Below are 20,623 nucleotides of genomic sequence, written 5' to 3'. Positions count from 1 at the left end.
TGGCGGGTTGCACGATGACGGCGCCTCCGGCCGCAGCACCGCCGCTGGGCATGTACGGCACCGATGCGAATCTCACGCCGTCGAAACCTGATCGCGTGCTGCGCTATGCCGACCACCAGCGCGCGGTAGCCGACCTGCGCCTGCCGGAAGGCACGGGGCCGTTCCCGCTGGCGGTGATCTTTCACGGCGGGTGCTGGAAGACGGGCATCGCCGACCGACGATACATGGAGCCGCTCGCCACCCGGTGGCAGCAACTCGGCATCGCCACCTTGAATGTCGACTACCGCGAAGTGGGCGACGGAGGGGGCTGGCCGGGAAGCTTCCGCGATTGGTCTGACGCCGAAGGCTTGCTGCGCGGACTGGCGGAAGATCCGCGGCTGGACCTTAGCCGCCTGACTTTCGTGGGACATTCGGCCGGCGCTCTGCCGGCGCAGTGGTTGGCGGCGGCCCAAGGCGTGGACGGGCCGCTTGGCAATCGCCCGGCGACATCCGGAGCCAGTGCTATCGTGTTTGACGGCCCAGCCGACCTCGCGCTGGATCAGCCACCGTTCGACGCGCTATGCCAATTTTCGGCCGTGGCTCCGTTCATGGGCGGCAGCGAGAGGGAGGTGCCGCAGCGGTATCGGGCGATCTCTCCGCTCAACCATCCGGCGCGGCTGGACCGGATCCTGTTCGTCCAGGCACGGCTGCCGGCGCCAAATGAGCGAGGCCTTGAAGCCCTGCGCTCCGCCGGAGCGAAGGTTGCGGTGGAAATGAAGCCCGCGGCGACCCACTTCGATGTCATCACGCCCGGTGCCGCGGCCTACGATGCGGTCGAACCGCAAGTGCTGGCGGTGCTGCGCGCGCAATGAGCACGGCCATGAGCGAAGCCGATGCCGCGAACGAACTGATGCGGCTCGCCAAAGCGATCGCACACCATAACCGGCTGTATCATGCCCAGGACGCGCCGGAGATCACCGACGCCGAATATGACGCGCTGGTGCGGCGCAATGCGGAGCTGGAAGCAGCCTATCCGCATCTGGTGCGCGCTGATTCGCCGTCTCGCGCCGTGGGGCACGAAGTCGCCGCCTCTCCCTTGAGCAAAGTGCGCCACGACGTGCGCATGATGAGCCTCGATAATGCGTTCTCCGACGAGGAGGTGGCGGAATTCGTGGCCCGCGTCCGCCGGTTCCTGAACCTGCCTGCCGACGCCCCGCTGGCTTTCACCGCCGAGGACAAGATCGACGGCCTGTCGTGCTCACTGAGATACGAGCAGGGCCGCCTGGTGCGTGCCGCGACCCGCGGGGACGGCGAGGTGGGGGAGGATGTCACCGCTAATGTCGCGCACATCCCTGACATTCCGCAGGAATTGACGGGCGAGGTGCCCGCGCTGTTCGAGGTGCGCGGCGAAGTCTACATGGCGAAACAGGACTTTACGGCCCTGAATGCGGCGCAGCAGGAGGCGGCGGGCCGGCTGTTCGCGACACCGCGCAACGCGGCGGCCGGATCGCTGCGGCAGAAGGACGCTAGTGTCACCGCCCGCCGCAAGCTGCGTTTCTGGGCGCATGGCTGGGGGGCGGCGTCCGAGGTGCCAGCCGACACCCAGCATGCCATGATGGAGCGGCTGCGCGCGTGGGGACTGCCGGTCAGCCCGGACTTCGTCCTCTGCCAGACGGTTGAGGAGATGGTGCGTCATTACCGCGGCATCGGCGAGCGGCGTGACGGCCTGCCGTATGACATCGACGGGGTGGTCTACAAAGTGGACGACCTAGCGCTGCAGTCGCGGCTCGGTGCGATTGGCAAGGCCCCCCGCTGGGCGCTGGCCCACAAGTTCCCTGCCGAACGGGCCGAAACCGTACTGGAGAAAATCGATATCCAGGTCGGCCGCACGGGCAAGCTGACTCCGGTGGGCCGCCTGCGACCGGTGCTGGTCGGCGGGGTGACGGTGGTAAACGTGACGCTGCACAACCGGGACGAGATCGCGCGCCTGAACTTGCGGGAAGGGGACCGGATCGTGATCCAGCGGGCCGGCGACGTCATCCCCCAGGTGGTCGGCAACCTCACTGGCGAGGAGCCGCGAGACGTTTACGTGTTCCCGGATCACTGCCCGGTCTGCGGCAGCGAAGCGGTGGCCGAAGAGGGTGAAGTCGATGTTCGCTGCACCGGCGGCCTGGTCTGCCGCGCCCAGCAGTTCGAACGGCTGCGCCATTTCGTCAGCCGCGCCGCGCTCGACATCGAGGGGTTGGGGGAAAAGACCATCGCTGAGTTTATCGATTTGGGCTGGCTCGACCGAGGCCCCCCGGAAATCTTCTGCCTGAGGGACCATCGCGGCGATCTGGTCGGACGAGAGGGGTGGCAGGAGAAATCGGTCGACAACCTCCTCGCCGCGATCGAAGCGAAGCGCACGCCCGATGCGGCGCGGCTGCTGTTCGGCCTCGGCATCCGGCACGTGGGCGCGGTGACCGCGCGCGATCTCCTCAAGCATTTTCACGAGTTGCCGGCGGTGCGCGCCGCCGCGGAAGCCGCACATCGGGGCGATGCGGAGGCGGCCGCTTCGCTGACCGCGATCGAGGGCGTCGGCCCGGTGGTGGTCGAGGCGCTCGGCGATTTCTTCCACGAAGAACACAACCGCGCGGTGTGGGACGACCTGCTGCGCGAGGTTTCGCCCCCGCGTTACGAGGTTCAAACCACCGCCAGCGCGGTCAGCGGCAAGACGGTGGTGTTTACCGGCAAGCTGGAAACGATGAGTCGGGACGAAGCGAAGGCGCAGGCCGAGCGGTTGGGTGCCAAAGCCGCCGGAACGGTCAGCGCCAAAACCGACCTCATCGTCGCCGGGCCGGGCGCGGGCAGCAAGCTCAAGAAGGCCGCCGAACTGGGCATCGAGGTGATCGACGAGGCGGCATGGGCGGAGATCGTCGCCAGCGCCGGGTAGCGGAACCCGCGCGCCGGCGGGGCGCTTTGCAAGCCATGGCACGCAAGCTCAAGGTGTTCCGCACGGCGGCGGGGTTCAACGACGCGTACGTCGCGGCGCCGAGCCAGAAAGCGGCGCTTGCTGCCTGGGGCGCGAGTGGAAACCTGTTCGCGCAAGGCACCGCGGAAGAGGTGACCGACGAAGCCTTGATGGCCGCGCCCCTCTCCAAGCCAGGCGAGATCGTGATGATATCGCGCGGTGGATTGGCCGAACAACTGAAGGCGCTCGGCCCGCGCAAGACCAAGAATTCCGCAAAGTCTGGGAAAGCGGCTCCTGAACCGGCACCTCCCCGCAAGCGCAGCAAGCCGCCCAGCCGTGCTTCGCTCGACAAGGCGGAAGCGGCTCTGGAGGAGGCGACCAGCCGCCACGCGGCGGCACTCGCCGCATTGGAAGCCAAGCGCGAGTCGCTTGACCGAAAGATTGAAGCGCTCCGGGCGCAGCAGGCGAAGGAAGCCAAGAAGCTCCAGCGGCGCGAGCGGGATGCGCGCGAAAACTACCGTGAGGCGCTCGCCCGGTGGAGCGGCTGACGGTTGCGTTTTCGCAGCCACAGCACGGACCAGTCTCCGCGCACGTCGCGCGCGGCGAGGCGAAACCCGGCGCGGGTGTAGGTGGCGCGCACCGCGCGCTCCTGCGTTTCGAGCAAGCCCGCCAGCAGCACGCTGCCGCCGGGCACCACGGCGCGCCCGAAATCGGCGGCCAGTTCCGCCAGCGGACCGGCGAGGATGTTGGCGATGAGCAGGTCGTACGGCCCGCGCGCGCGCAGCAGCGGGTTCGCCATGCCATCGGCGATCACCATCGTCAGCGCGCCGCGGCCAGCACCCATCCGCACGTTATTGGCCTCGGCATTGGCCTCCACGACCCCGGCGCAGACCGCGTCGATGTCGCTCGCGGTCGCATAGGCGCGGGACCACAAGGCCAGCCCGGCGAATGCCAGAAGCCCCGTGCCGGTGCCGATGTCAGCGAGGTTGCGCACCTGCATCCCCGTCCGTTTCATGCGCCCTAGCATCGCCAGGCAGCCCGCGGTAGTGGCGTGATGGCCGGTGCCGAAGGCTTGGCTGGCCGGGATCGCGAAGTCGATCGTGTCGGGGATCGCCGGATGATCGGGGGTGCGGACGCGGAACGGTCCGGCGACGATCGGCTCCAGCCCCGCTTGGCTGACGGTGAGCCAGTCCTGATCGGGGATCGCGGTCACTACCAGCTTTGGCGCCGTGTCTCCAAACAAAGCCGCTACACGGCCGACGTCCTCCGCCGAAGGTTCGTGCGGCAGATAGGCTTCGACAAACCAGTCTTCCGGCAAGTGATCGGCCACCTCGCTGCCGGTCAGCACCCAGTCTTCCGGCCAGTCGAGCGCGTCTTCGTGCGCCACCAGCGCCGCACGGGCGATTTCCCGCGGCACATCGGCGCGAACGGACCAGCAGTCAGCCACCGGCGGCCTCCTGTACGAGCCGCTTGTCGAGCCGATCACTTGCTGCTGCAGCATAGGCACGGCAACCACCCGGATCGACCAGAGGCTTGTCTCCCAGCAAGCGCGCGCGCATCGCTGCCGCCATAGGATGCGGCGCCAGCACGATGTCGCACGGTGCGCTGCTCACCGCGTCGATTCCGCCGCGGAACCCCTTCACCAGCTCCGGATGGTCGCGGTAGCGGTAACCTTCAGAGCTGATCGGATTGAGGCTGTCGGCATAGACGATCGTCTTGCAGTCCCCTTCGTCGCAAGCCTGCCAGGTCCAGCTCAGCGCTCCCAGAGTATGCCCCGGGGTGAAGATCGGTTTGGCGGCCAAACCCGGCGGCATTCGCGCTTCATCTACGCCGAGTTCGATGATCCGGCCGGTTGCGGGCGGGAAGGGCGGGTGGTTGGAACGGGACTGCGGGTCGTTCGGATCGACCTCGCCGCTGCGCAGGACTTTGGCGGCAGCTGCAGAGGTTACGATGGTTGCTCCCGTGGCAGCCTGCACCCGTGCGATCCCGCCGACGTGGTCGAAATGTTCGTGGCTCATCAGCAGGTACTTCACGTCGCCTGGATCGAAGCCGAGCGCGCGGATGTTAGCCAGCACCACCTCGGCACCCTTGTCGGTCCCGCTGTCGATCAACGTGTGGCCGCGGGGCCCCGTCACCAGCAGCGCGGTGATGCCGCAAGTGCCTACGTAATAGGTGTTGCCGCGGATGCGGAAGGGCGGGCCGGGCTTGTCCCACTCGTCAGCGTCCGCACACGCCGCGGCCCAGGCGCGCTGGCCGATGGCGGCGTCGGCCAGCGGCGCTGGAGCCGTCGCGCATCCCGCCAGCAGCGCAAATGCGGCGGCGATTGATCTAACGGACATAGCTAGCTCCGTTGGCGTCGAGGGTCGCGCCGGTCATGCTCGGCGGCGCGTCGAGAGCGCAGAACACGATGATCGTCGCGATCTCCTCTGGCGTTGCCACCCGGCCAAGCGGAATGTCCGCCAGCAGCGCCGGGCCGCCACGGCTGGCGAGGTAGTCTCCCGCCATGCCGGTATCGGTGAAGCCGGGCGCGATCGCATAGCTGAGGATCCCTTGCGCTGCGTATTGCCGCGCGATCGTCTTGTGCAGCGCCAACATCCCGCCCTTGGCCGCGGCGTAGTGCCAGTGCGCCGGGGAATCGCCCCGGTGTCCGGCACGGCTCGCGACATGGACGATGCGCCCCCCTGTGCCCCGGTCCTGCCAGTGCCGCACGGCGAACCGGCTGAGCTGGGCCGCTGCGGTCAGGTTGATCCGCACCGTATCTTCCCATCCGTCGAGCCAGGCGATGTCGGATCCGTCGAGCGGATTCTCGGCAAAAAGCCCGGCATTGTTGACCAATACGTCGATCGCACCGCCAGCCTGCGCCAGCGCGGTTTCCCACAGGACCTGCGGCGCCTGGGGCTCGGCGAAATCCGCCGCCAGCAAGCTTTCGCTGGCGCGTGTTGCCTGTCCGATCACACGGCACCCGCGTGCTTCGAGAGCGGCGAGGGCCGCCGCGCCGATCCCGCGCGACGCGCCGGTGAGAAGGATGGTCGTCATACCGGCCCCTTTTCCGCATCATCGGTTGCATGTCGAGCGCTTGCGCGACCAAGCCAAGACGTTAAGGGGAGGGCGCACTTCAACCGACGGACTTCTCGATGGCCAATCGCCCGATAGCACCGCACCTGCAGATCTGGAGATGGGGGCCGCACATGGCGGTATCCATCCTCCACCGCGTCACCGGCGACGGCATGGCGCTGCTGGGCCTGCCCATCCTGGTGTGGTGGCTCGCCGCGTTGGCGAGCGGCGGCGAAAGCTATGCCACCTTCCAGGCCGCGGCCGATTCCATCATCGGCCAGATCATTCTGATCGGCCTGTCGTGGGCGTACTTCAGCCACCTGGCGAGCGGCATCCGTCACTTCGTGCTCGACATCGGCTCGGGTTACGAACTTGGCACCAACAAGACCTGGTCGTGGCTGACGCCGGCGATCGGTCTCCTGCTGACCGTGGTCTTCTGGGCCCTGGTCTTGACCCGCTGAGGAACTGATCGATGGGTGATGGAACCGAACTCGGCCGGGTACGCGGACTGGGCTCCGCGCGGACCGGCGCGCACCACTGGCTGATCCAGCGCTTCACCGCGATCGGCAATATTCTCGGCGGCCTGTTCCTGGCGTTCGGCCTGGCACTGCTGCCGAGCCATGACTTTGCGGCGATGAAGGACTGGGTCGCCAGCCCGCTGCCCGCACTCGTGCTGGCGCTGTGGGTGCCCAACGTGTTCTGGCACGCGCGCCACGGCCTGCAGATCCTGGTGGACGATTATGTCCACGACGCCGGCAACCACCTAGCGATCTCCATCGTGCTGAACATCCTCGCCGTCGTGGGCGCCGGTCTCGGCGTCCTCAGCATCATCCGCCTCGCCCTGTCAGGAGCCGCCTGATGGCGACCGCAGCTTACAAGATTATTGACCACACCTACGATGTCGTCGTCGTCGGTGCCGGCGGATCGGGCCTGCGCGCCACGATGGGCGCCGGCGAAGCGGGACTGCGCACCGCGTGCATCACCAAGGTATTCCCCACCCGCTCGCACACCGTGGCGGCGCAGGGCGGCATTGCTGCCAGCCTGGGCAACAACACGCCGGATCACTGGACGTGGCACATGTACGACACCGTCAAGGGGTCCGACTGGCTCGGCGACCAGGACGCGATCGAGTACATGGTGCGCGAGGCGCCGCAGGCGGTGTACGAGCTGGAGCACGCCGGCGTGCCGTTCAGCCGTAACGAGGACGGGACGATCTACCAGCGCCCGTTCGGCGGCCACATGCAGAACATGGGCGAAGGTCCGCCGGTCCAGCGCACCGCTGCCGCGGCCGACCGGACCGGGCACGCGATGCTCCACGCGCTCTACCAGCAGAGCCTGAAGCACGACGCGGACTTCTTCATCGAATACTTCGCGATCGACCTGATCATGGACGGCGGCAAGTGCGTCGGCGTCATCGCGCTGTGCATGGACGATGGCTCGATCCACCGCTTCCGCGCCAAGGCGGTGGTGCTGGCGACCGGGGGCTATGGCCGCTGCTATTACACCGCCACCAGCGCGCACACCTGCACCGGCGACGGCGGCGGCATGGTCCTGCGCGCCGGCCTGCCGATGCAGGACATGGAGTTCGTCCAGTTCCACCCGACCGGCATCTACGGCGCGGGCGTGCTGATCACCGAAGGCGCTCGGGGCGAGGGCGGGTACCTCACCAATTCCGAGGGCGAGCGCTTCATGGAGCGCTATGCGCCTAGCGCGAAAGACCTCGCCAGCCGCGACGTCGTCAGCCGTTCGATGGCCCTAGAAATCCGCGAAGGTCGCGGTGTGGGTCCGAACAAGGACCACATCTATCTCCACCTCGACCACATCGATCCCAAGATCCTGGCCGATCGGCTGCCCGGCATTACCGAGAGCGGCAAGATTTTCGCCGGTGTCGACCTGACGCGCCAGCCGCTCCCGGTGGTGCCGACGGTGCACTACAACATGGGCGGCATCCCCTGTAACTATCACGGGGAGGTCGTGACGATCGGCGCCGACGGTAACGCCGACACAGTGGTCCCCGGACTGTTCGCGGTTGGCGAAGCGGCGTGCGTTTCGGTGCACGGCGCCAATCGCTTGGGCTCCAACTCGCTTATCGACCTAGTGGTGTTCGGCCGTGCGACCGGGCACCGGCTGAAGGAGCTGATCACCCCCGGAACCGCGTTCGAGGAGCTGCCCAAGGACAGCGCGGACCTCGCGCTCACCCGGCTCGACCACTTCCGCAATGCCAGCGGGGGCACCCCTACCGCGACGATCCGCAAGAACATGCAGCAGGCGATGAGCCGTCATGCCGCGGTGTTCCGCACCGACGAATTGATGAAGGAAGGCGTCGAGCAGCTCGAGACGATTTATCGCTCGATGCAGGATATCGCGGTCACCGACCGGTCGCTGATCTGGAACAGCGACCTGATCGAGACGCTGGAACTCGACAACCTGATCGCCCAGGCGAACGTCACGATGGCGAGCGCCTACAACCGCAAGGAAAGCCGAGGCGCCCACGCGCACGAGGATTTCCCCGAGCGCGACGATGCGGGCTGGATGAAGCACACCGCCAGCTGGTTCACCGGCTGGGGCGGCACCGGCGGCTCGGTCAGGATCGATTACCGCCCCGTGCACGAGTACACCCTCACCGACGACGTGGAGTACATCAAGCCCAAGAAGCGGGTGTACTGACGGTACCTTTCGTGGGGCGACGCGCCGGCTGGCTGCTCGGCGGCGCGCTGGCCGTGTTGACCGGATGCGCGTCGGTTGACACCGGGCCGCGGCCGTCTGTCCGGCTGCACCCCTTCTATGCCCAGCGCATCGACGCTGGCGGCATTCCCGTGATCGGATCGAACGCGGTGCCGGCAGCGGCGCTCGAGCGCGCGGCAGGGCTGATCCGGCAGATGCTCGCCCACCGGCCCGACCTGGCGCGGTGGCTGGTGGCCAACGGCTATCGCGTGGCGATCATGGCGGAAAGCGAGGCGACGACCGACTTGCCGGAGCAGGCGGGCTGGACCCGCCCCGACCGCTCCGACCCGCGGCTGACCCAGTGCGAACGCAAGCATTACGACACGCGGGTCGGCGCTCTGACCGATCGGGAATACTGGAACGCGCGTGCGCGGGGGATGGCCGGCCCGCTGACGAGCGCCGCCGCCGAGGATGTCCTCGGACTACGGTCAAGCCGATATTACGGCGAGACGATCCTGGTTCACGAATTTGGGCACAATGTCCTCGCCGCCATTCGCGCGATCGACCCGGTGCTGTCCGCGCATGTGGATGCCGCGTTCGCCGACGCGCGGTCGGCGGGGCGGTGGAAGGACGAATACGCCTCCACCACGGTCGATGAATACTGGGCGGAAGGCACCCAGTTCTGGTTCAATTCCAACAAGCTGGCGGCGTTCGGCGGTCGCATCATCCTCAACCACAGCGATCTGGCCGAGTACGACCCGGCGCTCTACGCGGCACTCGGCGCGGCTTACGGGGATCGGCATCGGCTGGCCGGCGATCCGTTCTGGATGTCGCCCACACGGGTGCCAGCCGGGCCGATCCCGCAGCATACCGCGGAGGTATGCTAGGCTGCGTTGGCTTGCGCCGCAGCGCGGGCGAACAGGCGGGACGACAGCACCCACAGCGCGGTGAAGAACAGGTCGATGACCGCGGTGAAGTGTCCCTCGATCAGATGCAGCGCGAGGAAGGCTAGCTGCAGCACGGCCATGAAGCGCATCGCCCATGCCAGATTGCGCGCGCTTCCCGCGACGATCGCCGCGCTGAGAGCCGCGATCACCATCGCGATGTAAGTCCAGTTGGCGGGATCGTCCTCGCTGCCGATGATGCCCACCGCAACCGTGATCCACAGCTGGAGGAACCCGCAAGCCACCGCCACCACCACCGCCGCGCGATAGGCGATGTTGCGGCTGGCCCGCGCCGCGAGTTCGAACAGGCCGCCGATCAAGCCGAAGATGACGGCGGCGAAGACGAAGTCGCTGACCGTCCAGTGCACACCAGAATCGGGAAATTGCATGGCGATGGCGGGCACTGTCAGCAGCAGGCCTGCGGTCGCCCAGCCGCCAATACGCAGGATGCGGGTCGTGCGGTCGCTCATCAAAGTGGATTCGGTCATGTCAGCTCACTCCGTTTCAAGAGGTCCCGCCATCGGCCGCGGCGGGGGTGAGCGTCATGAGCGGAAGGTGAGCGCTCGCTGAAAAGCGCTTTAGCGGCCGCTAATCCGCAAGCGGCGCACGACGAGCAAGGCGCCGACCACGCCCCCGGCGAACAGCGCGCCTTCGATCACAGTGGCCAGCGCGATCATCCATTGCGGCTCCCCGGCTGACGCCAACATCGCCCCCGCGCGGCCCATTCCAAGGCGGGAGTCGGGGAATTGCTGCGCCAGTTCGGCCAGGCTGCCGGCCATGAGCTTGCCCCCCGTCGCCACCAATGCCACGCCCGCTATCGCACCAGACAGCAGGCCGGTCGCCGCGCCCAGAACCTGCCGCTCGTATCCCAGGCCCATGGCGGTTGCGAAGGACACGCCTACGGCCAGTCCCATGACAGCTCCTTCCGCAGCGCCAGTCACCGCGCCGGGTGAGCGTCCGAACAGCAGCTCGAACAGGTCGGTGCCGATCATGTGAGCCACCGCGCCGACCAGCAGGCCGCCCGCCGTCCCGCCGAGCGCGGCCCGCCACACGGCGTCGCCGCCCCGCCGCATCAAGGACACGCCAAGACCGACCGCGCCGCCTCCAGCCAGTCCGAGCAACAGGTTCATGCTGACCAGCACGAGCAGAGTGGAGGCCGTGCCCATCGACGGGCTGATCAGACCCAGCGTGAGGTACAGCAGCCCGCCCACGATCCCCGCGCTGGCTCCTCCCAAAGCAGCAGCCGCGGTGTCCTGCGCGATATCATGCACGACCGGCGGGGAATGTCGCGCGGCAGGCCCCGGTGCCGGCGCTCCGGTCAGCGGAGCGATGAACCGATAACCATGCCGCGGAACGGTTTCGATGAATCGGGGGGCGGCGGCGTCATCATCGAGGGCGCGCCGCAGCGAGCGGATGCACTGGGTCAGCGCCTCATCCGTCACGGGGATGCCGCGCCAAACCTCCTCGTGGAACCGTTCCTTGGTGACCAGCCGCCCGCCTTCGCTCACCAGCAGGGCAAGGGCATCGAAATAGCGGGCGGACACCTCCACCGGTTCGCCGGCGCGCAGCAGGCGGCGATCGGCCGCATCGAGCACAAACGGTCCGAAGGAAATCGCAGGCTCGGTCATGCCACGTGCGGATAGGGCAAAAACCCGTCGCTGCCACCCACTCTTGCGATCGCGCTGTCGACAGCGAGGGCGCGAACACATTTCCGCTTGCCAACGGCCCAAAGGCAAGCAATATTTACACACGTAATCGTTGAGTGAGTCGAGGCGCCGGGAGGATAGCCGTGAGTGACGAGACCGACCCGAGACCTGAACGCATCAGCGAGGCCGAACATGCCGTGATGGAAGCGTTGTGGGACAAGAGCCCGCTCAGCGCCGCCGACGTGTGCGACGCGGTCTGCGAGGACCGCGGATGGTCGATGCCCACCGTCAAGACGCTGCTCGGTCGCCTGGTGGGCAAGGGCGCGATCGACACCACTCCTGATGGCCGCCGCTTCCTCTACACCCCGGTCATTGCCCGCGCGGATTACGTGGGCAGCGAATCGAAGCGCCTCGTCACGCGCCTGTTCGGAGGCCGCGCAGCGCCGCTGATCGCGCATCTCGCGGAGAACGAAGCGCTGACAGAGGAGGATCTCACCGAGATCGAAGCGCTGTTGAAGGAGCTTCGGCGATGAGCTGGCTGCTCGACACCCTCGTGTGGACCGGCGTGCTGATCGCCGCGGTCCTGCTGATCCGCCGGCCGGTGGCCCGGCAGTTCGGTGCCAAGGCGGCTTATGCGCTGTGGTTCCTCCCCCTGCTGCGCCTGGCGCTGCCGCCGATCGTCCTGCCCGCCTGGCTCGCACCGGCGCCCCCGGTGGCCGAGACTATGCCGGCGAGCATGGCGGTCGCCGCACTGCCAGCGGTTCCCGAACCTGTCGCCAGCGCGGCCGCTTTCGACTGGAGTGCCTTGATCGGTGCGCTGTGGCTCGCCGGGGCGGTTGGTTACATCGTGCTGCGGCTGGCCTCGTACATCCGGCTGCGGCGCGAGTTGTTCCGTGACGCGCGGACCGTTGGACAGACGAGCTCCATTCGCTTGATCGAGACGCCCGCAACCCGTTCGCCGCTCGCGTTCGGCGTGTTCAGCAAGGTTATCGCGCTGCCCCCCGGATTCATGGCGTGGACCGACCGCCGCGCGCGCGACCTGGCGCTATCGCACGAGCTTGCGCACCACCGCGCGCACGACCTCCTGTTCAATTTTCTCGCCCTGCCGCTGTTCGCGCTGCACTGGTTCAATCCGTTGTCGCTGCTGGGGTGGCGCGCGATGCGCCGCGATCAGGAGGCGGCGTGCGACGTGCGGGTTGTGGAACACCGGGGCGCATCCGACCGGGCCGCCTACGCGCTGTTGATCGCCTCCGCTGTAGCCGGTCCTCGGGGAGCCTTGGCGGCGCCGATGGCCTGTCCCGTCCTGGGCGACAAATCGATCGTCCAACGCCTGAGGAACCTGACGATGACCACTCCTTCCCAGAACCGCCGCCGCCTGGGCGCGGCGCTTGTCGGCGCCAGCGTGCTGCTGGTGCCGTTGACCGGTTCGATCAGCTATGCGCACGACGAAGCGTTGGCGCCGCCGTTGCCGCCGGCAGCTCCGCCCGCGCCGCCTGCACCTGACGCTCCCATCGCGCCGGAAGCACCCGACGCTCCCGCGGCCCCGCTTTCCGCGGCCTACGCTATTCCCCCGGTGCCGGACGCTCCCCAGCCGCCCGCAGCGCCGTTGCCAGCGGCCGCCGTCGCCCCGTCCGCACCCGCCGTGGTTCGCGTGGATCAACGCAGCTCAGACGCACAGCAGCGTCGGCGCGAGATCCGGGTCACGCGCATCGACCATGAAACACGAATGGATGGGCGTTCCTTGAAGGAACTGGAGGGGCTCGCAGCGCGCCTCAGCCATCTGGGTAAAGAGATCGAGCAGTCGATCGTGGTCCCGGAAATCGACGTTGATCGGATCACTGCCGAATCGCGCCGCGCTGCGCGTGTTGCCTCCGCTGTTGCTCCACACGCCGCCGCCGGCGCTGCGCGAGCCGCCGCTGTCGCTCCGCGTGCTACGGCGGTCGCGGTGAAATGCGACAGCCAGGAAGCGGTTGGCACGCGCGCTGCCAGCATGTGCCGCCGGATGGCGACAGCTCACGCAGTCAGCGGCCTCCGCGCTGCACGAGCGCAAATCGCCCGTCAGCGCGACATGAGCGAAGAAACCCGGGACACGATTCTCGATCAGTTGGACGATGAGATCGAGCGGCTGCAAGCCACTCGCTGAGCCGTCCCTGACCGTGGTGCGCGCGGCCTTCCACCCGCGTCAGCGTTTGCCGACCGCTTGCACTACGGGTTCGGACACGAACGACGTCTGCTCTGCGACCGCGACAGCCGTCGGGCCGGGATCGGAACTGCCACGGGGTACCGGCTTGGCGGCGACCGTTCGCGTGAAGGCGGGGCGGGCGGGATAGGCGCAGCCTTTTTGCTCGCCCAGGCCCTTCAGGTAACCCCGCCGGATGGCTCCCGCATAGATCGCCGATTGCAGGGCGCGTTCCTGGTCCGCCGCGCCGCTCAACTCACGCAGGATGCCGCGGAACGGGATGAACGAGGCGACCACGCTCTTGGCGATGCGCCCCGTGCTCAGCCGATCCCCCTGCACCCGTGAGACATCAAGGTCGGGGCCCAAGGTCAGGTCGAGGTCGGCAATCGCCGCCTCGATGGCGCGGCAGTCGGTCAGGCCGGTGCTGGCATACGGATCGACGGCGGCCGCCTCGAGCACGGCCGGAAGCTCCTCCCGCGCCAGATTGAGATCGTTGAGCGGCGTCATGGCGACGTCCTCGACATCGGGAGAGCGTCCGATTGCCGTCTCCTGCGCCTCGCGCGCCGCTAGCGGGGCAGCAGACGCCAGCGCGGCGAGTGCCAGGATTGGCGTTCGCAACACCTCAGCCGACCTGAACATAGCGGTCGCACACGGTGTCGTCGCCGCTTTCCAGCCCGGCGCGCAGGGCCGCGCTGCGCTGGGCACTGGTTCCGTGGGTGAAGTTTTCGGAGCTTACCCGGCCGCCTGTCAGCCTGTCGTCGCCGATAGCGCTCGCCGCGGTCATGCCCTCTTCGAAATCGCCGGGCTCGATCAGGTTGCGGTTCTTGCCTGCCCACACGCCCGCGTAACAATCGGCCTGAAGCTCCATGCGCACCTGCAGCTGATTTGCACCTTGCGGGTTCTGGCTTTGCGCACTGCGGATTGCGTCAGCCACCCCCGTCAGCTTCTGGATGTGGTGCCCGTACTCGTGCGCCATGACGTAATAGCGGGCAAAGTCGCCGCCGGCGCCCAGTTGCTGCTGCATCTGGTCGTAAAACCCGGTGTCGATATAGATACCTTCGTCCGCCGGGCAGTAGAACGGGCCCATGGCGGATGAGGCGCCACCACACCCGGATTGGGTGCCCCCGGTGTAGAAGTTGAGCGTGGGCTGGCGAAACTCGATGTTGGCGGCCTGGAACGCAGGCGCCCAGGTCTGGTCGAGCGACTGAAGCGCGTTGCACGCTTCGGTAGCGTAAGCGTTCTGCGTGCACAGCTGCTCGACCGATTGCGCAGACCCATCACCCTGCTGGACTGTGCCCGCGCCATCGCCCTGCATTCCGCCGAGCATGGATGTCGGATCGACCCCGAACACCAGTGCCGCGATCAGCGCGATGACGATAGTGCCGCAACCGGCGCCTCCGCCCACGCCGCCGGGGAAACCGCCGCCGCCACCGCGGACGTTGATGCTGGATGGATCGAACCTGTTGAGCCGCATGCGCTCTCCCCCGCTGTGACGCCCCGTTCTCTCGTGCGGAGCCGTGATATGGCTGGACAGTGCCCACGCGCTTCGCGAAGGCACGTGTCGTGGCCGTTGGCCGATCAATTCTTCTGGGGGTGCAATGTTCCTGAACGGCAAGCGCGCGCTGGTCACCGGCTCCACTTCGGGCATTGGCCTGGCCATCGCGCGAGCACTGCGGGCCGAGGGCGCGGAAGTGATGCTGAGCGGCTTTGGTGACGAGCAGGCGATCGCCGACCTGCGCGCAGAACTGGACGCCACGCACGTGGAGGCTGACCTCACCACCGAAGACGGGTGCGCGGCGTTGATGGCCGGCGCGGGGCCGGTCGACATCCTGGTGAACAACGCGGGCATCCAGCACGTCTCGCCGGTGGAGGAGTTTCCGGTCGACAAGTGGAACCTGATCATCGCGCTGAACCTGACGGCGGCGTTTCACACCACCCGGCTCGCGGTGCCGCACATGAAGGCGAAGGGGTGGGGGCGGATCATCAACACCGCCAGCGCGCACTCCAAGGTCGCCTCGCCGTTCAAGTCCGCCTACAACGCCGCCAAGCACGGGCTCGACGGGTTCACCAAGACGGTGGCGCTCGAAGTCGCGCCGCATGGCATCACCGCCAACTGCATCAGCCCTGGCTATGTCTGGACTTCGCTGGTCGAGAACCAGATTCCCGACACGATGGAGGCGCGCGGGATGACGCGCGAGCAGGTCATCAACGATGTCCTGCTGGTGAAACAGGCGACCAAGAAGTTCGTGCAGCCGGACGAGGTCGGGGCGATCGCCACGTTCCTCTGCCGCGACGAAGCGCAAAACGTCACCGGCGCCAACTGGAGCGTCGACGGCGGTTGGACCACTGAATAGATTGGCAGCGGGAATTCTCCCTCGCACACTCGCACAGGGGCCAACGATGCGCGCCGCGTTGCTGCTGATCCCGGCGACGGTGCTGCTGGCGGTGACCGGCTGCACCACCGTGTCGCCGGCGTCCTCGCCGCTGTCGCGTGACAACGCCGCGATCCAGGCGGCGCTGGCCAAGCATATCGGCATTCTCGCCAGCGACGAGTTCGGCGGCCGGCGGCCGGGCACGGAGGGTGAGGCGCAGACGCTCCGCTACCTGGCGCGCGAGTGGCAGGCGGCGGGTCTCGAATCGGGCACCAACGATCCCGCCAACCCGTGGTTCGCCCCGGTGGAGCTGGCGCTTAGCCTGCCGGAGCGCGGCACTGCGCGGTTTACTGCCGGGGGTCGAGCGATTCCGCTGGCCGCTGGCGACGCAGCGGTGTTCACCAGCGCCCAGCGCGGCCTGGTGGAACGTGCGCCCGTGGTGTTTGTCGGCACGGCGGGCGGACAACTCGACCGGTCGGTCCTGGCGGGGCGGGTTGCGGTCATGCTGTGGGATCACGAAGGGCAGGTCGAGCAGCGCAACGCGCTGCTGAGCGCGGGCGCCTCCGCCGTGCTGGCCGTGGTGATGGACGAGCGGGAGCTGGCGGGGCTGACGGCCAACCGCCGGCGTGGCAGTTACCGGCTGGGCGGTGCGGACGATGGCGGGGCCATTGACGGGTACCTGTCGCGCGCGGCCATGAGCACCCTGGTGGGACAAGAGCGCTGGGCGGCCCTGCTGCGGGCGGCTGGCGAAGACGACTTCCGGCCCACCCCGCTCAATCTTTCGGCCACGCTCGAGGCCACCTCCATCCCCGGAACGGTGCGGACCTACAACCTCGTCGCGCGGTTGCCGGGCCGTCGTTCCAGCGCCGGCGCGGTGCTGGTCCTGGGACACTGGGACCACTTCGGCACCTGTGCCGAGCCGCCCGCGACCGATCTCATCTGCAACGGCGCGGTCGACAACGCGAGCGGGCTTGCGGTCATGACGGAACTCGCCCGGCGCCTTGCCGCCGGTCCCCGGCTGGAGCGCGATGTTTATTTCCTCGCCACCACGGCCGAGGAATGGGGCCTGCTTGGCGCGCAGGCGTTTGCCGAGAACCCCCCGATCCCGCTCGACACGATCGTGGCGGCCTTCAACCTCGATACGGTCGCGGTCGCGCCTGCGGGAAGCCCGGTGGCGATCGTGGGCAAGGGGTTGACCCGCCTCGATCCCGGTATCCTCCAAGTGATCGCCCAGATGGGGCGCAGCGAAAGCGACGAGCGGCTGGCGCAGGATTATGTCCGCCGGCAGGACGGCTGGGCGCTGTTGCAGCGCGATGTGCCCGCGGTGTCGGTCACCAGCGCGTTCGCTCTGCCGGGCCCGCTCGGTCGCTATACCGCCGAGCACTATCACCAGCCGAGTGACGAGCCCGCGGGCGTGGAACTGGGCGGAGCGGCCGACGACCTGTTGCTGACCGCAGCGCTGGTGCGGCATTTCGCCGATCCGGCACGCTGGCCGGGCGTTGCGGGAAAAACTCCCGCCGCCCCCTAGCCGCTGGGCGCCACTCTCGTTAGATGGGCCGCCACCATTCCTCCGGCGGAAAGCACCGAAGTGGCGCACTACGACATCCCCCTTGGCCTCACCTTCGACGACGTGCTGCTGCGTCCGGGCGAAAGCGACATCGTGCCGAGCATGGCCGACACCCGCACGATGCTGACCCGCGGGATCGCGCTCAACATCCCGGTCATCTCTGCGGCGATGGACACCGTGACCGAAGCCGACATGGCGATCGTCATGGCGCAGCTGGGCGGCATCGGGGTGCTCCACCGCAACCTTGAGCTGGAAGAACAGGTCGCCGCGGTGCGCGCGGTCAAGCGGTTCGAAAGCGGCATGGTGGTCAACCCGATCACCATCAGCCCCGACGCGACCCTGGGCGAGGCGCAGGCGCTGATGACCGCCAACCGGATCAGCGGCATCCCGGTGACCGATGGCGAAGGCAAGCTGTGCGGCATCCTGACCAACCGCGACGTGCGATTTGCGGAGAACCCGGGCCAGCCGGTCAAGGAACTGATGACGCGCGACAACCTTGCTGTCGTCCCGCTCGGCACCAGCCAGGAGGAGGCGCGCCGACTGCTGCACCAGCGGCGGATCGAAAAGCTGCTGGTGGTGGACGACGCCTACAAATGCGTGGGCCTGATCACCGTCAAGGACATCGAGAAGGCGGTGAACTATCCCGCCGCCACCAAGGATGAGAGCGGACGGCTGCGCGTCGCCGCCGCGACCACGGTCGGCGACAAGGGCTTCGCCCGCACCGAAGCGCTGATCGCCGCCGAATGCGACGTGGTCATCATCGACACCGCGCATGGGCATAACAAGGATGTGGCGCGCGCGGTCGAACGCGCCAAGATGCTGTCGAACTCGGTCCAGATCGTGGCTGGCAACGTGGCGACGGCGGAAGCGACTCGTGCGCTGATCGACGCCGGGGCTGACGCGGTCAAAGTCGGCATTGGGCCAGGCTCGATCTGCACCACCCGGGTCGTCGCGGGCGTGGGCGTGCCGCAGCTTACCGCGGTGCTGGAATGCGCGGAGGAGGCGGCACGGTCGGGCGTGCCGATCATCGCCGATGGCGGCCTGCGCACCAGCGGCGATGCGGCCAAGGCGCTCGCCGCCGGCGCGGCGTGCGTGATGATCGGTTCGTTGCTCGCGGGCACCGAAGAAAGTCCGGGCGAGACGTTCCTGTACCAGGGCCGCAGCTACAAGGCGTATCGCGGGATGGGCAGCGTCGGCGCGATGGCGCGCGGGTCTGCCGACCGGTATTTCCAGCAGGACGTATCCGCCTTGAAGCTGGTGCCCGAAGGGATCGAGGGGCAGGTGCCTTACAAGGGACCGGCGAAGGACGTGGTCCATCAACTGGTCGGCGGGATCAAGGCCGCGATGGGCTACACCGGCTCCGCCACGCTGGAGCAATTGCGCGACAAGGCCCGCTTCGTGCGGATCACCGGGGCGGGGCTCGCAGAGAGCCATGTCCACGACGTCGCGATCACGCGCGAGGCGCCGAACTACCCGACCCGATGACCGTGCGCGAGCCCGGCCAATGACTCCTGCTGCCCGCGTTCAGGCGGCGATCGAGTTGCTCGACGCGGTGATCGAGGCGGCGCGATCCGATGGGGCCCCTGCCGACCGCCTGATCGCGGAATACTTTCGCACCCGCCGCTACGCCGGATCCAAGGACCGCCGGGCGGTGCGCGAGCTCGTATACCGCGCGATCCGGGTGTCCGGTCCCGTTCCTGACAGCGGCCGCGCCGCGATGCTCGCGCTGGCTAGCGATGACGAGGCGATCGCGGGTTTGTTCGACGGCTCGGCGCATGGGCCGGCACCGATCCGTGAAGGAGAGCCGGTTGCCCGGGGCGGTCTGGCGCCGGACTGGCTTGCCGCGCTGTTGGCCGCGTCGGGAGTCGACGGGAAGGATGCCGCCGCTTTGCTAGATCGCGCGCCGCTTGATCTGCGGGTGAACACGCTCAAAGCAGCGCGCGAGACGGTGCAACTGCCCGTTCCCGCGCACGTCACCGACGCGCCGAACGGTCTCCGCGTGGAACCGGGCGCGCCGGTCGAAAGCTGGGACGCCTTCCGCGATGGACTGGTGGAAGTGCAGGACACCGGCTCCCAGTTTGCCTGTCTGGCCGTGGCCGCGCAGCCGGGTGAAACGGTAATCGACCTTTGCGCCGGGGCGGGCGGCAAGACGTTGGCGCTGGCGGCGATGATGGACAATCGCGGGGTGCTGATCGCCTCCGACAGCGACCGCAATCGCCTGTCCCGGCTTGGCCCCCGGGCCGAGCGGGCCGGCGCCGGCATGATCGAGACGCGCTTGATCGATCCCGGCAAGGAACTCGCCATGCTGGCCGAGTTTGCCGGCACAGCCGACGCGGTGCTCGTCGATGCGCCGTGCTCGGGCACCGGCACCTGGCGGCGCAATCCGGAAGCGCGCTGGCGGCTGACCCCCGAACGCCTCGCCCGGTTCGTTACGGTGCAGGAGCGGCTGCTCGACATCGGCGCGCAGCTGGTGCGGCCGGGCGGAAGGCTGGTGTTCGTGACCTGCTCGCTGCTCGACGCCGAGGGAGCGGATCAGGCCGAAAGCTTCCTGGCGCGGCACCCCGGGTGGGTGCCCGACTCGCTCGATCTCCCGCTTGGTAGCCCGCGCAGGAAAGGATGGCGGCTGGCACCGTTTGCAGATGGCACGGACGGCTTTTTCATCGCACGTCTCACTCGCCCGTGGTAACAATGCCGCCGATGGCCAGGCCCGCTGAACACCGGATGCGTGATCAAAGGACGGGCCTGAAGGAGTTGCTGATGCGTTACGCCGTTCCCGCCGCCGCCCTTGCTGCCGTTCTCGCGGTGACCGCCAGCGTCGGGCAGGGGAACGACCACGTAACCGATCCGCGTGCCGCCGCGCTGGTGGCGCAAGGACGCGCGAACCTGGCGGCGGGTGAGCCTGAGAAAGCAGTCGACGCCTTCGAAGCGGCGCTGACGATCGACCCGGCCGCGACCCCGATCTTCCTCAACCTGGCGGAAGCCGCGCGGCTCAATGGATTGCAGGGCAAGGCGATCCGTTACTATCGCCTCGCGCTGGAACGGGAACCGGACAACCTTGCCGCGCTGTCGGGCGAAGGAGCCGCGCTGGTGGAGAAGGGCGCGGTCGAAAAAGCGCGCCGCAACCTCGCCAAGCTGCAGTCGATCTGCGGCGATCGGTGCGCGGAAACCGCGGAACTTGCCGCCGCCATCGCCAAGGGGCCGCAGCAGCGCGTCCTCACCGCCGAAGCGGTGATGCCCGACGCGGTGGTGACTCAGCAGAATTGAGCAT

Annotated in this window: 21 protein-coding genes; 14 read left to right on the top strand and 7 right to left on the bottom strand. The window is 68.1% G+C overall.

Going from position 1 to position 20,623, the window contains the following annotated elements:
* The first annotated feature begins 14 nt into the window (after positions 1 to 14).
* From C0V74_RS03085 to C0V74_RS03075, 3 genes are read left to right on the top strand one after another with little or no spacing between them, the layout of a single operon-like run.
* Entirely contained in the window at positions 15 to 851 is an 837-nt protein-coding gene (locus C0V74_RS03085) for an alpha/beta hydrolase (RefSeq protein WP_143250571.1), read from the top strand.
* Complete coding sequence (gene ligA, locus C0V74_RS03080) at positions 848 to 2,911, top strand: NAD-dependent DNA ligase LigA (RefSeq protein WP_143250570.1); 2,064 nt, start codon at positions 848 to 850, stop codon at positions 2,909 to 2,911. The genes C0V74_RS03085 and ligA overlap by 4 nt, the downstream gene beginning before the upstream one ends.
* Positions 2,912 to 2,946: 35 nt before the next feature.
* The gene (locus C0V74_RS03075) at positions 2,947 to 3,477 is read left to right on the top strand and encodes a hypothetical protein (RefSeq protein ID WP_143250569.1); all 531 of its coding nucleotides are present in this window, start codon (positions 2,947 to 2,949) and stop codon (positions 3,475 to 3,477) included.
* On the opposite strand, the gene C0V74_RS03070 is transcribed toward C0V74_RS03075, so the two are convergent.
* The 3 genes from C0V74_RS03070 to C0V74_RS03060 are packed head-to-tail and all read right to left on the bottom strand — an operon-like array spanning position 3,444 to position 5,965.
* Positions 3,444 to 4,376 carry a 50S ribosomal protein L11 methyltransferase gene (locus C0V74_RS03070; RefSeq protein WP_246844942.1) on the bottom strand — a complete coding sequence of 311 codons (933 nt, stop codon included), beginning with the start codon at positions 4,374 to 4,376 and terminating at the stop codon, positions 3,444 to 3,446. The two genes, C0V74_RS03075 and C0V74_RS03070, sit on opposite strands and share 34 nt — an antisense overlap.
* On the bottom strand, positions 4,369 to 5,268 hold the full coding sequence (bla, locus tag C0V74_RS03065) for a subclass B3 metallo-beta-lactamase (protein ID WP_143250567.1): 900 nt from the start codon (positions 5,266 to 5,268) through the stop codon (positions 4,369 to 4,371). Before bla ends, C0V74_RS03070 begins: the two co-directional genes overlap by 8 nt.
* A complete protein-coding gene (locus C0V74_RS03060) occupies positions 5,258 to 5,965 on the bottom strand; it encodes an SDR family oxidoreductase (RefSeq protein ID WP_143250566.1) in 708 nt (235 codons plus the stop codon). The genes bla and C0V74_RS03060 overlap by 11 nt, the downstream gene beginning before the upstream one ends.
* Positions 5,966 to 6,063: 98 nt before the next feature.
* On the opposite strand from C0V74_RS03060, the gene sdhC reads away from it, so the two are divergent.
* The 4 genes from sdhC to C0V74_RS03040 are packed head-to-tail and all read left to right on the top strand — an operon-like array spanning position 6,064 to position 9,534.
* On the top strand, positions 6,064 to 6,444 hold the full coding sequence (gene sdhC / locus C0V74_RS03055; protein WP_143250565.1) for a succinate dehydrogenase, cytochrome b556 subunit: 381 nt from the start codon (positions 6,064 to 6,066) through the stop codon (positions 6,442 to 6,444).
* Between the two features lie 11 nt (positions 6,445 to 6,455).
* On the top strand, positions 6,456 to 6,842 hold the full coding sequence (sdhD, locus tag C0V74_RS03050; protein WP_131625440.1) for a succinate dehydrogenase, hydrophobic membrane anchor protein: 387 nt from the start codon (positions 6,456 to 6,458) through the stop codon (positions 6,840 to 6,842).
* Complete coding sequence (gene sdhA, locus C0V74_RS03045; RefSeq protein WP_143250564.1) at positions 6,842 to 8,650, top strand: succinate dehydrogenase flavoprotein subunit; 1,809 nt, start codon at positions 6,842 to 6,844, stop codon at positions 8,648 to 8,650. Before sdhD ends, sdhA begins: the two co-directional genes overlap by 1 nt.
* A gap of 11 nt (positions 8,651 to 8,661) precedes the next feature.
* Complete coding sequence (locus tag C0V74_RS03040) at positions 8,662 to 9,534, top strand: glycoside hydrolase (RefSeq protein ID WP_246844941.1); 873 nt, start codon at positions 8,662 to 8,664, stop codon at positions 9,532 to 9,534.
* Here C0V74_RS03040 and C0V74_RS03035 read toward each other — a convergent pair.
* Together C0V74_RS03035 and C0V74_RS03030 are read right to left on the bottom strand one after the other, a co-directional pair.
* Entirely contained in the window at positions 9,531 to 10,079 is a 549-nt protein-coding gene (locus C0V74_RS03035; protein WP_143250563.1) for a hypothetical protein, read from the bottom strand. The two genes, C0V74_RS03040 and C0V74_RS03035, sit on opposite strands and share 4 nt — an antisense overlap.
* A gap of 90 nt (positions 10,080 to 10,169) precedes the next feature.
* Complete coding sequence (locus C0V74_RS03030; RefSeq protein ID WP_168194135.1) at positions 10,170 to 11,219, bottom strand: transcriptional regulator; 1,050 nt, start codon at positions 11,217 to 11,219, stop codon at positions 10,170 to 10,172.
* Between the two features lie 161 nt (positions 11,220 to 11,380).
* On the opposite strand from C0V74_RS03030, the gene C0V74_RS03025 reads away from it, so the two are divergent.
* Together C0V74_RS03025 and C0V74_RS03020 are read left to right on the top strand one after the other, a co-directional pair.
* Complete coding sequence (locus C0V74_RS03025) at positions 11,381 to 11,770, top strand: BlaI/MecI/CopY family transcriptional regulator (RefSeq protein WP_131625444.1); 390 nt, start codon at positions 11,381 to 11,383, stop codon at positions 11,768 to 11,770.
* Positions 11,767 to 13,380 carry a M56 family metallopeptidase gene (locus C0V74_RS03020; protein ID WP_143250561.1) on the top strand — a complete coding sequence of 538 codons (1,614 nt, stop codon included), beginning with the start codon at positions 11,767 to 11,769 and terminating at the stop codon, positions 13,378 to 13,380. The genes C0V74_RS03025 and C0V74_RS03020 overlap by 4 nt, the downstream gene beginning before the upstream one ends.
* A gap of 39 nt (positions 13,381 to 13,419) precedes the next feature.
* Here the strand turns inward: C0V74_RS03020 and C0V74_RS03015 are convergent, their stop codons facing one another.
* Both C0V74_RS03015 and C0V74_RS03010 read right to left on the bottom strand, forming a co-directional pair.
* Positions 13,420 to 14,037, bottom strand: a complete 618-nt coding sequence (locus tag C0V74_RS03015; protein WP_210413435.1) for a hypothetical protein — start codon at positions 14,035 to 14,037, stop codon at positions 13,420 to 13,422.
* 1 nt (position 14,038) lies between these two features.
* The gene (locus C0V74_RS03010) at positions 14,039 to 14,890 is read right to left on the bottom strand and encodes a neutral zinc metallopeptidase (RefSeq protein ID WP_143250560.1); all 852 of its coding nucleotides are present in this window, start codon (positions 14,888 to 14,890) and stop codon (positions 14,039 to 14,041) included.
* A gap of 124 nt (positions 14,891 to 15,014) precedes the next feature.
* Between C0V74_RS03010 and C0V74_RS03005 the strand changes: the two genes are divergently transcribed.
* The 5 genes from C0V74_RS03005 to C0V74_RS02985 all read left to right on the top strand — a co-directional run bounded on the left by C0V74_RS03005 (position 15,015) and on the right by C0V74_RS02985 (position 20,619).
* The gene (locus C0V74_RS03005; protein ID WP_143250559.1) at positions 15,015 to 15,770 is read left to right on the top strand and encodes a 3-hydroxybutyrate dehydrogenase; all 756 of its coding nucleotides are present in this window, start codon (positions 15,015 to 15,017) and stop codon (positions 15,768 to 15,770) included.
* A gap of 46 nt (positions 15,771 to 15,816) precedes the next feature.
* A complete protein-coding gene (locus C0V74_RS03000; RefSeq protein WP_143250558.1) occupies positions 15,817 to 17,316 on the top strand; it encodes a M20/M25/M40 family metallo-hydrolase in 1,500 nt (499 codons plus the stop codon).
* Positions 17,317 to 17,376: 60 nt separating this feature from the next.
* Entirely contained in the window at positions 17,377 to 18,840 is a 1,464-nt protein-coding gene (guaB, locus tag C0V74_RS02995) for an IMP dehydrogenase (protein WP_143250557.1), read from the top strand.
* 19 nt (positions 18,841 to 18,859) lie between these two features.
* A complete protein-coding gene (locus C0V74_RS02990) occupies positions 18,860 to 20,041 on the top strand; it encodes an RsmB/NOP family class I SAM-dependent RNA methyltransferase (RefSeq protein WP_143250556.1) in 1,182 nt (393 codons plus the stop codon).
* 71 nt (positions 20,042 to 20,112) lie between these two features.
* Positions 20,113 to 20,619, top strand: a complete 507-nt coding sequence (locus tag C0V74_RS02985) for a tetratricopeptide repeat protein (RefSeq protein WP_143250555.1) — start codon at positions 20,113 to 20,115, stop codon at positions 20,617 to 20,619.
* Positions 20,620 to 20,623 lie beyond the last annotated feature (4 nt).

The sequence above is a fragment of the Altererythrobacter sp. TH136 genome, from assembly GCF_007065885.1.
GTDB lineage: Bacteria > Pseudomonadota > Alphaproteobacteria > Sphingomonadales > Sphingomonadaceae > Tsuneonella.
Note: the sequence above shows the minus strand (reverse complement) of the source record. Positions and strands in the feature narration are given on the sequence as shown.

What these genes read in the sequence shown, in the direction of transcription:
- C0V74_RS03085 (WP_143250571.1), top strand. Translation starts at nt 15, where the DNA reads ATGACGGCGCCTCCGGCCGCAGCACCGCCGCTGGGCATGTACGGCACC.
- ligA (WP_143250570.1), top strand. Translation starts at nt 848, where the DNA reads ATGAGCACGGCCATGAGCGAAGCCGATGCCGCGAACGAACTGATGCGG.
- C0V74_RS03075 (WP_143250569.1), top strand. Translation starts at nt 2,947, where the DNA reads ATGGCACGCAAGCTCAAGGTGTTCCGCACGGCGGCGGGGTTCAACGAC.
- bla (WP_143250567.1), bottom strand. Translation starts at nt 5,268, where the DNA reads ATGTCCGTTAGATCAATCGCCGCCGCATTTGCGCTGCTGGCGGGATGC.
- C0V74_RS03060 (WP_143250566.1), bottom strand. Translation starts at nt 5,965, where the DNA reads ATGACGACCATCCTTCTCACCGGCGCGTCGCGCGGGATCGGCGCGGCG.
- sdhC (WP_143250565.1), top strand. Translation starts at nt 6,064, where the DNA reads ATGGCCAATCGCCCGATAGCACCGCACCTGCAGATCTGGAGATGGGGG.
- sdhD (WP_131625440.1), top strand. Translation starts at nt 6,456, where the DNA reads ATGGGTGATGGAACCGAACTCGGCCGGGTACGCGGACTGGGCTCCGCG.
- sdhA (WP_143250564.1), top strand. Translation starts at nt 6,842, where the DNA reads ATGGCGACCGCAGCTTACAAGATTATTGACCACACCTACGATGTCGTC.
- C0V74_RS03035 (WP_143250563.1), bottom strand. Translation starts at nt 10,079, where the DNA reads ATGACCGAATCCACTTTGATGAGCGACCGCACGACCCGCATCCTGCGT.
- C0V74_RS03030 (WP_168194135.1), bottom strand. Translation starts at nt 11,219, where the DNA reads ATGACCGAGCCTGCGATTTCCTTCGGACCGTTTGTGCTCGATGCGGCC.
- C0V74_RS03020 (WP_143250561.1), top strand. Translation starts at nt 11,767, where the DNA reads ATGAGCTGGCTGCTCGACACCCTCGTGTGGACCGGCGTGCTGATCGCC.
- C0V74_RS03010 (WP_143250560.1), bottom strand. Translation starts at nt 14,890, where the DNA reads ATGCGGCTCAACAGGTTCGATCCATCCAGCATCAACGTCCGCGGTGGC.
- C0V74_RS03005 (WP_143250559.1), top strand. Translation starts at nt 15,015, where the DNA reads ATGTTCCTGAACGGCAAGCGCGCGCTGGTCACCGGCTCCACTTCGGGC.
- C0V74_RS03000 (WP_143250558.1), top strand. Translation starts at nt 15,817, where the DNA reads ATGCGCGCCGCGTTGCTGCTGATCCCGGCGACGGTGCTGCTGGCGGTG.
- C0V74_RS02990 (WP_143250556.1), top strand. Translation starts at nt 18,860, where the DNA reads ATGACTCCTGCTGCCCGCGTTCAGGCGGCGATCGAGTTGCTCGACGCG.
- C0V74_RS02985 (WP_143250555.1), top strand. Translation starts at nt 20,113, where the DNA reads ATGCGTTACGCCGTTCCCGCCGCCGCCCTTGCTGCCGTTCTCGCGGTG.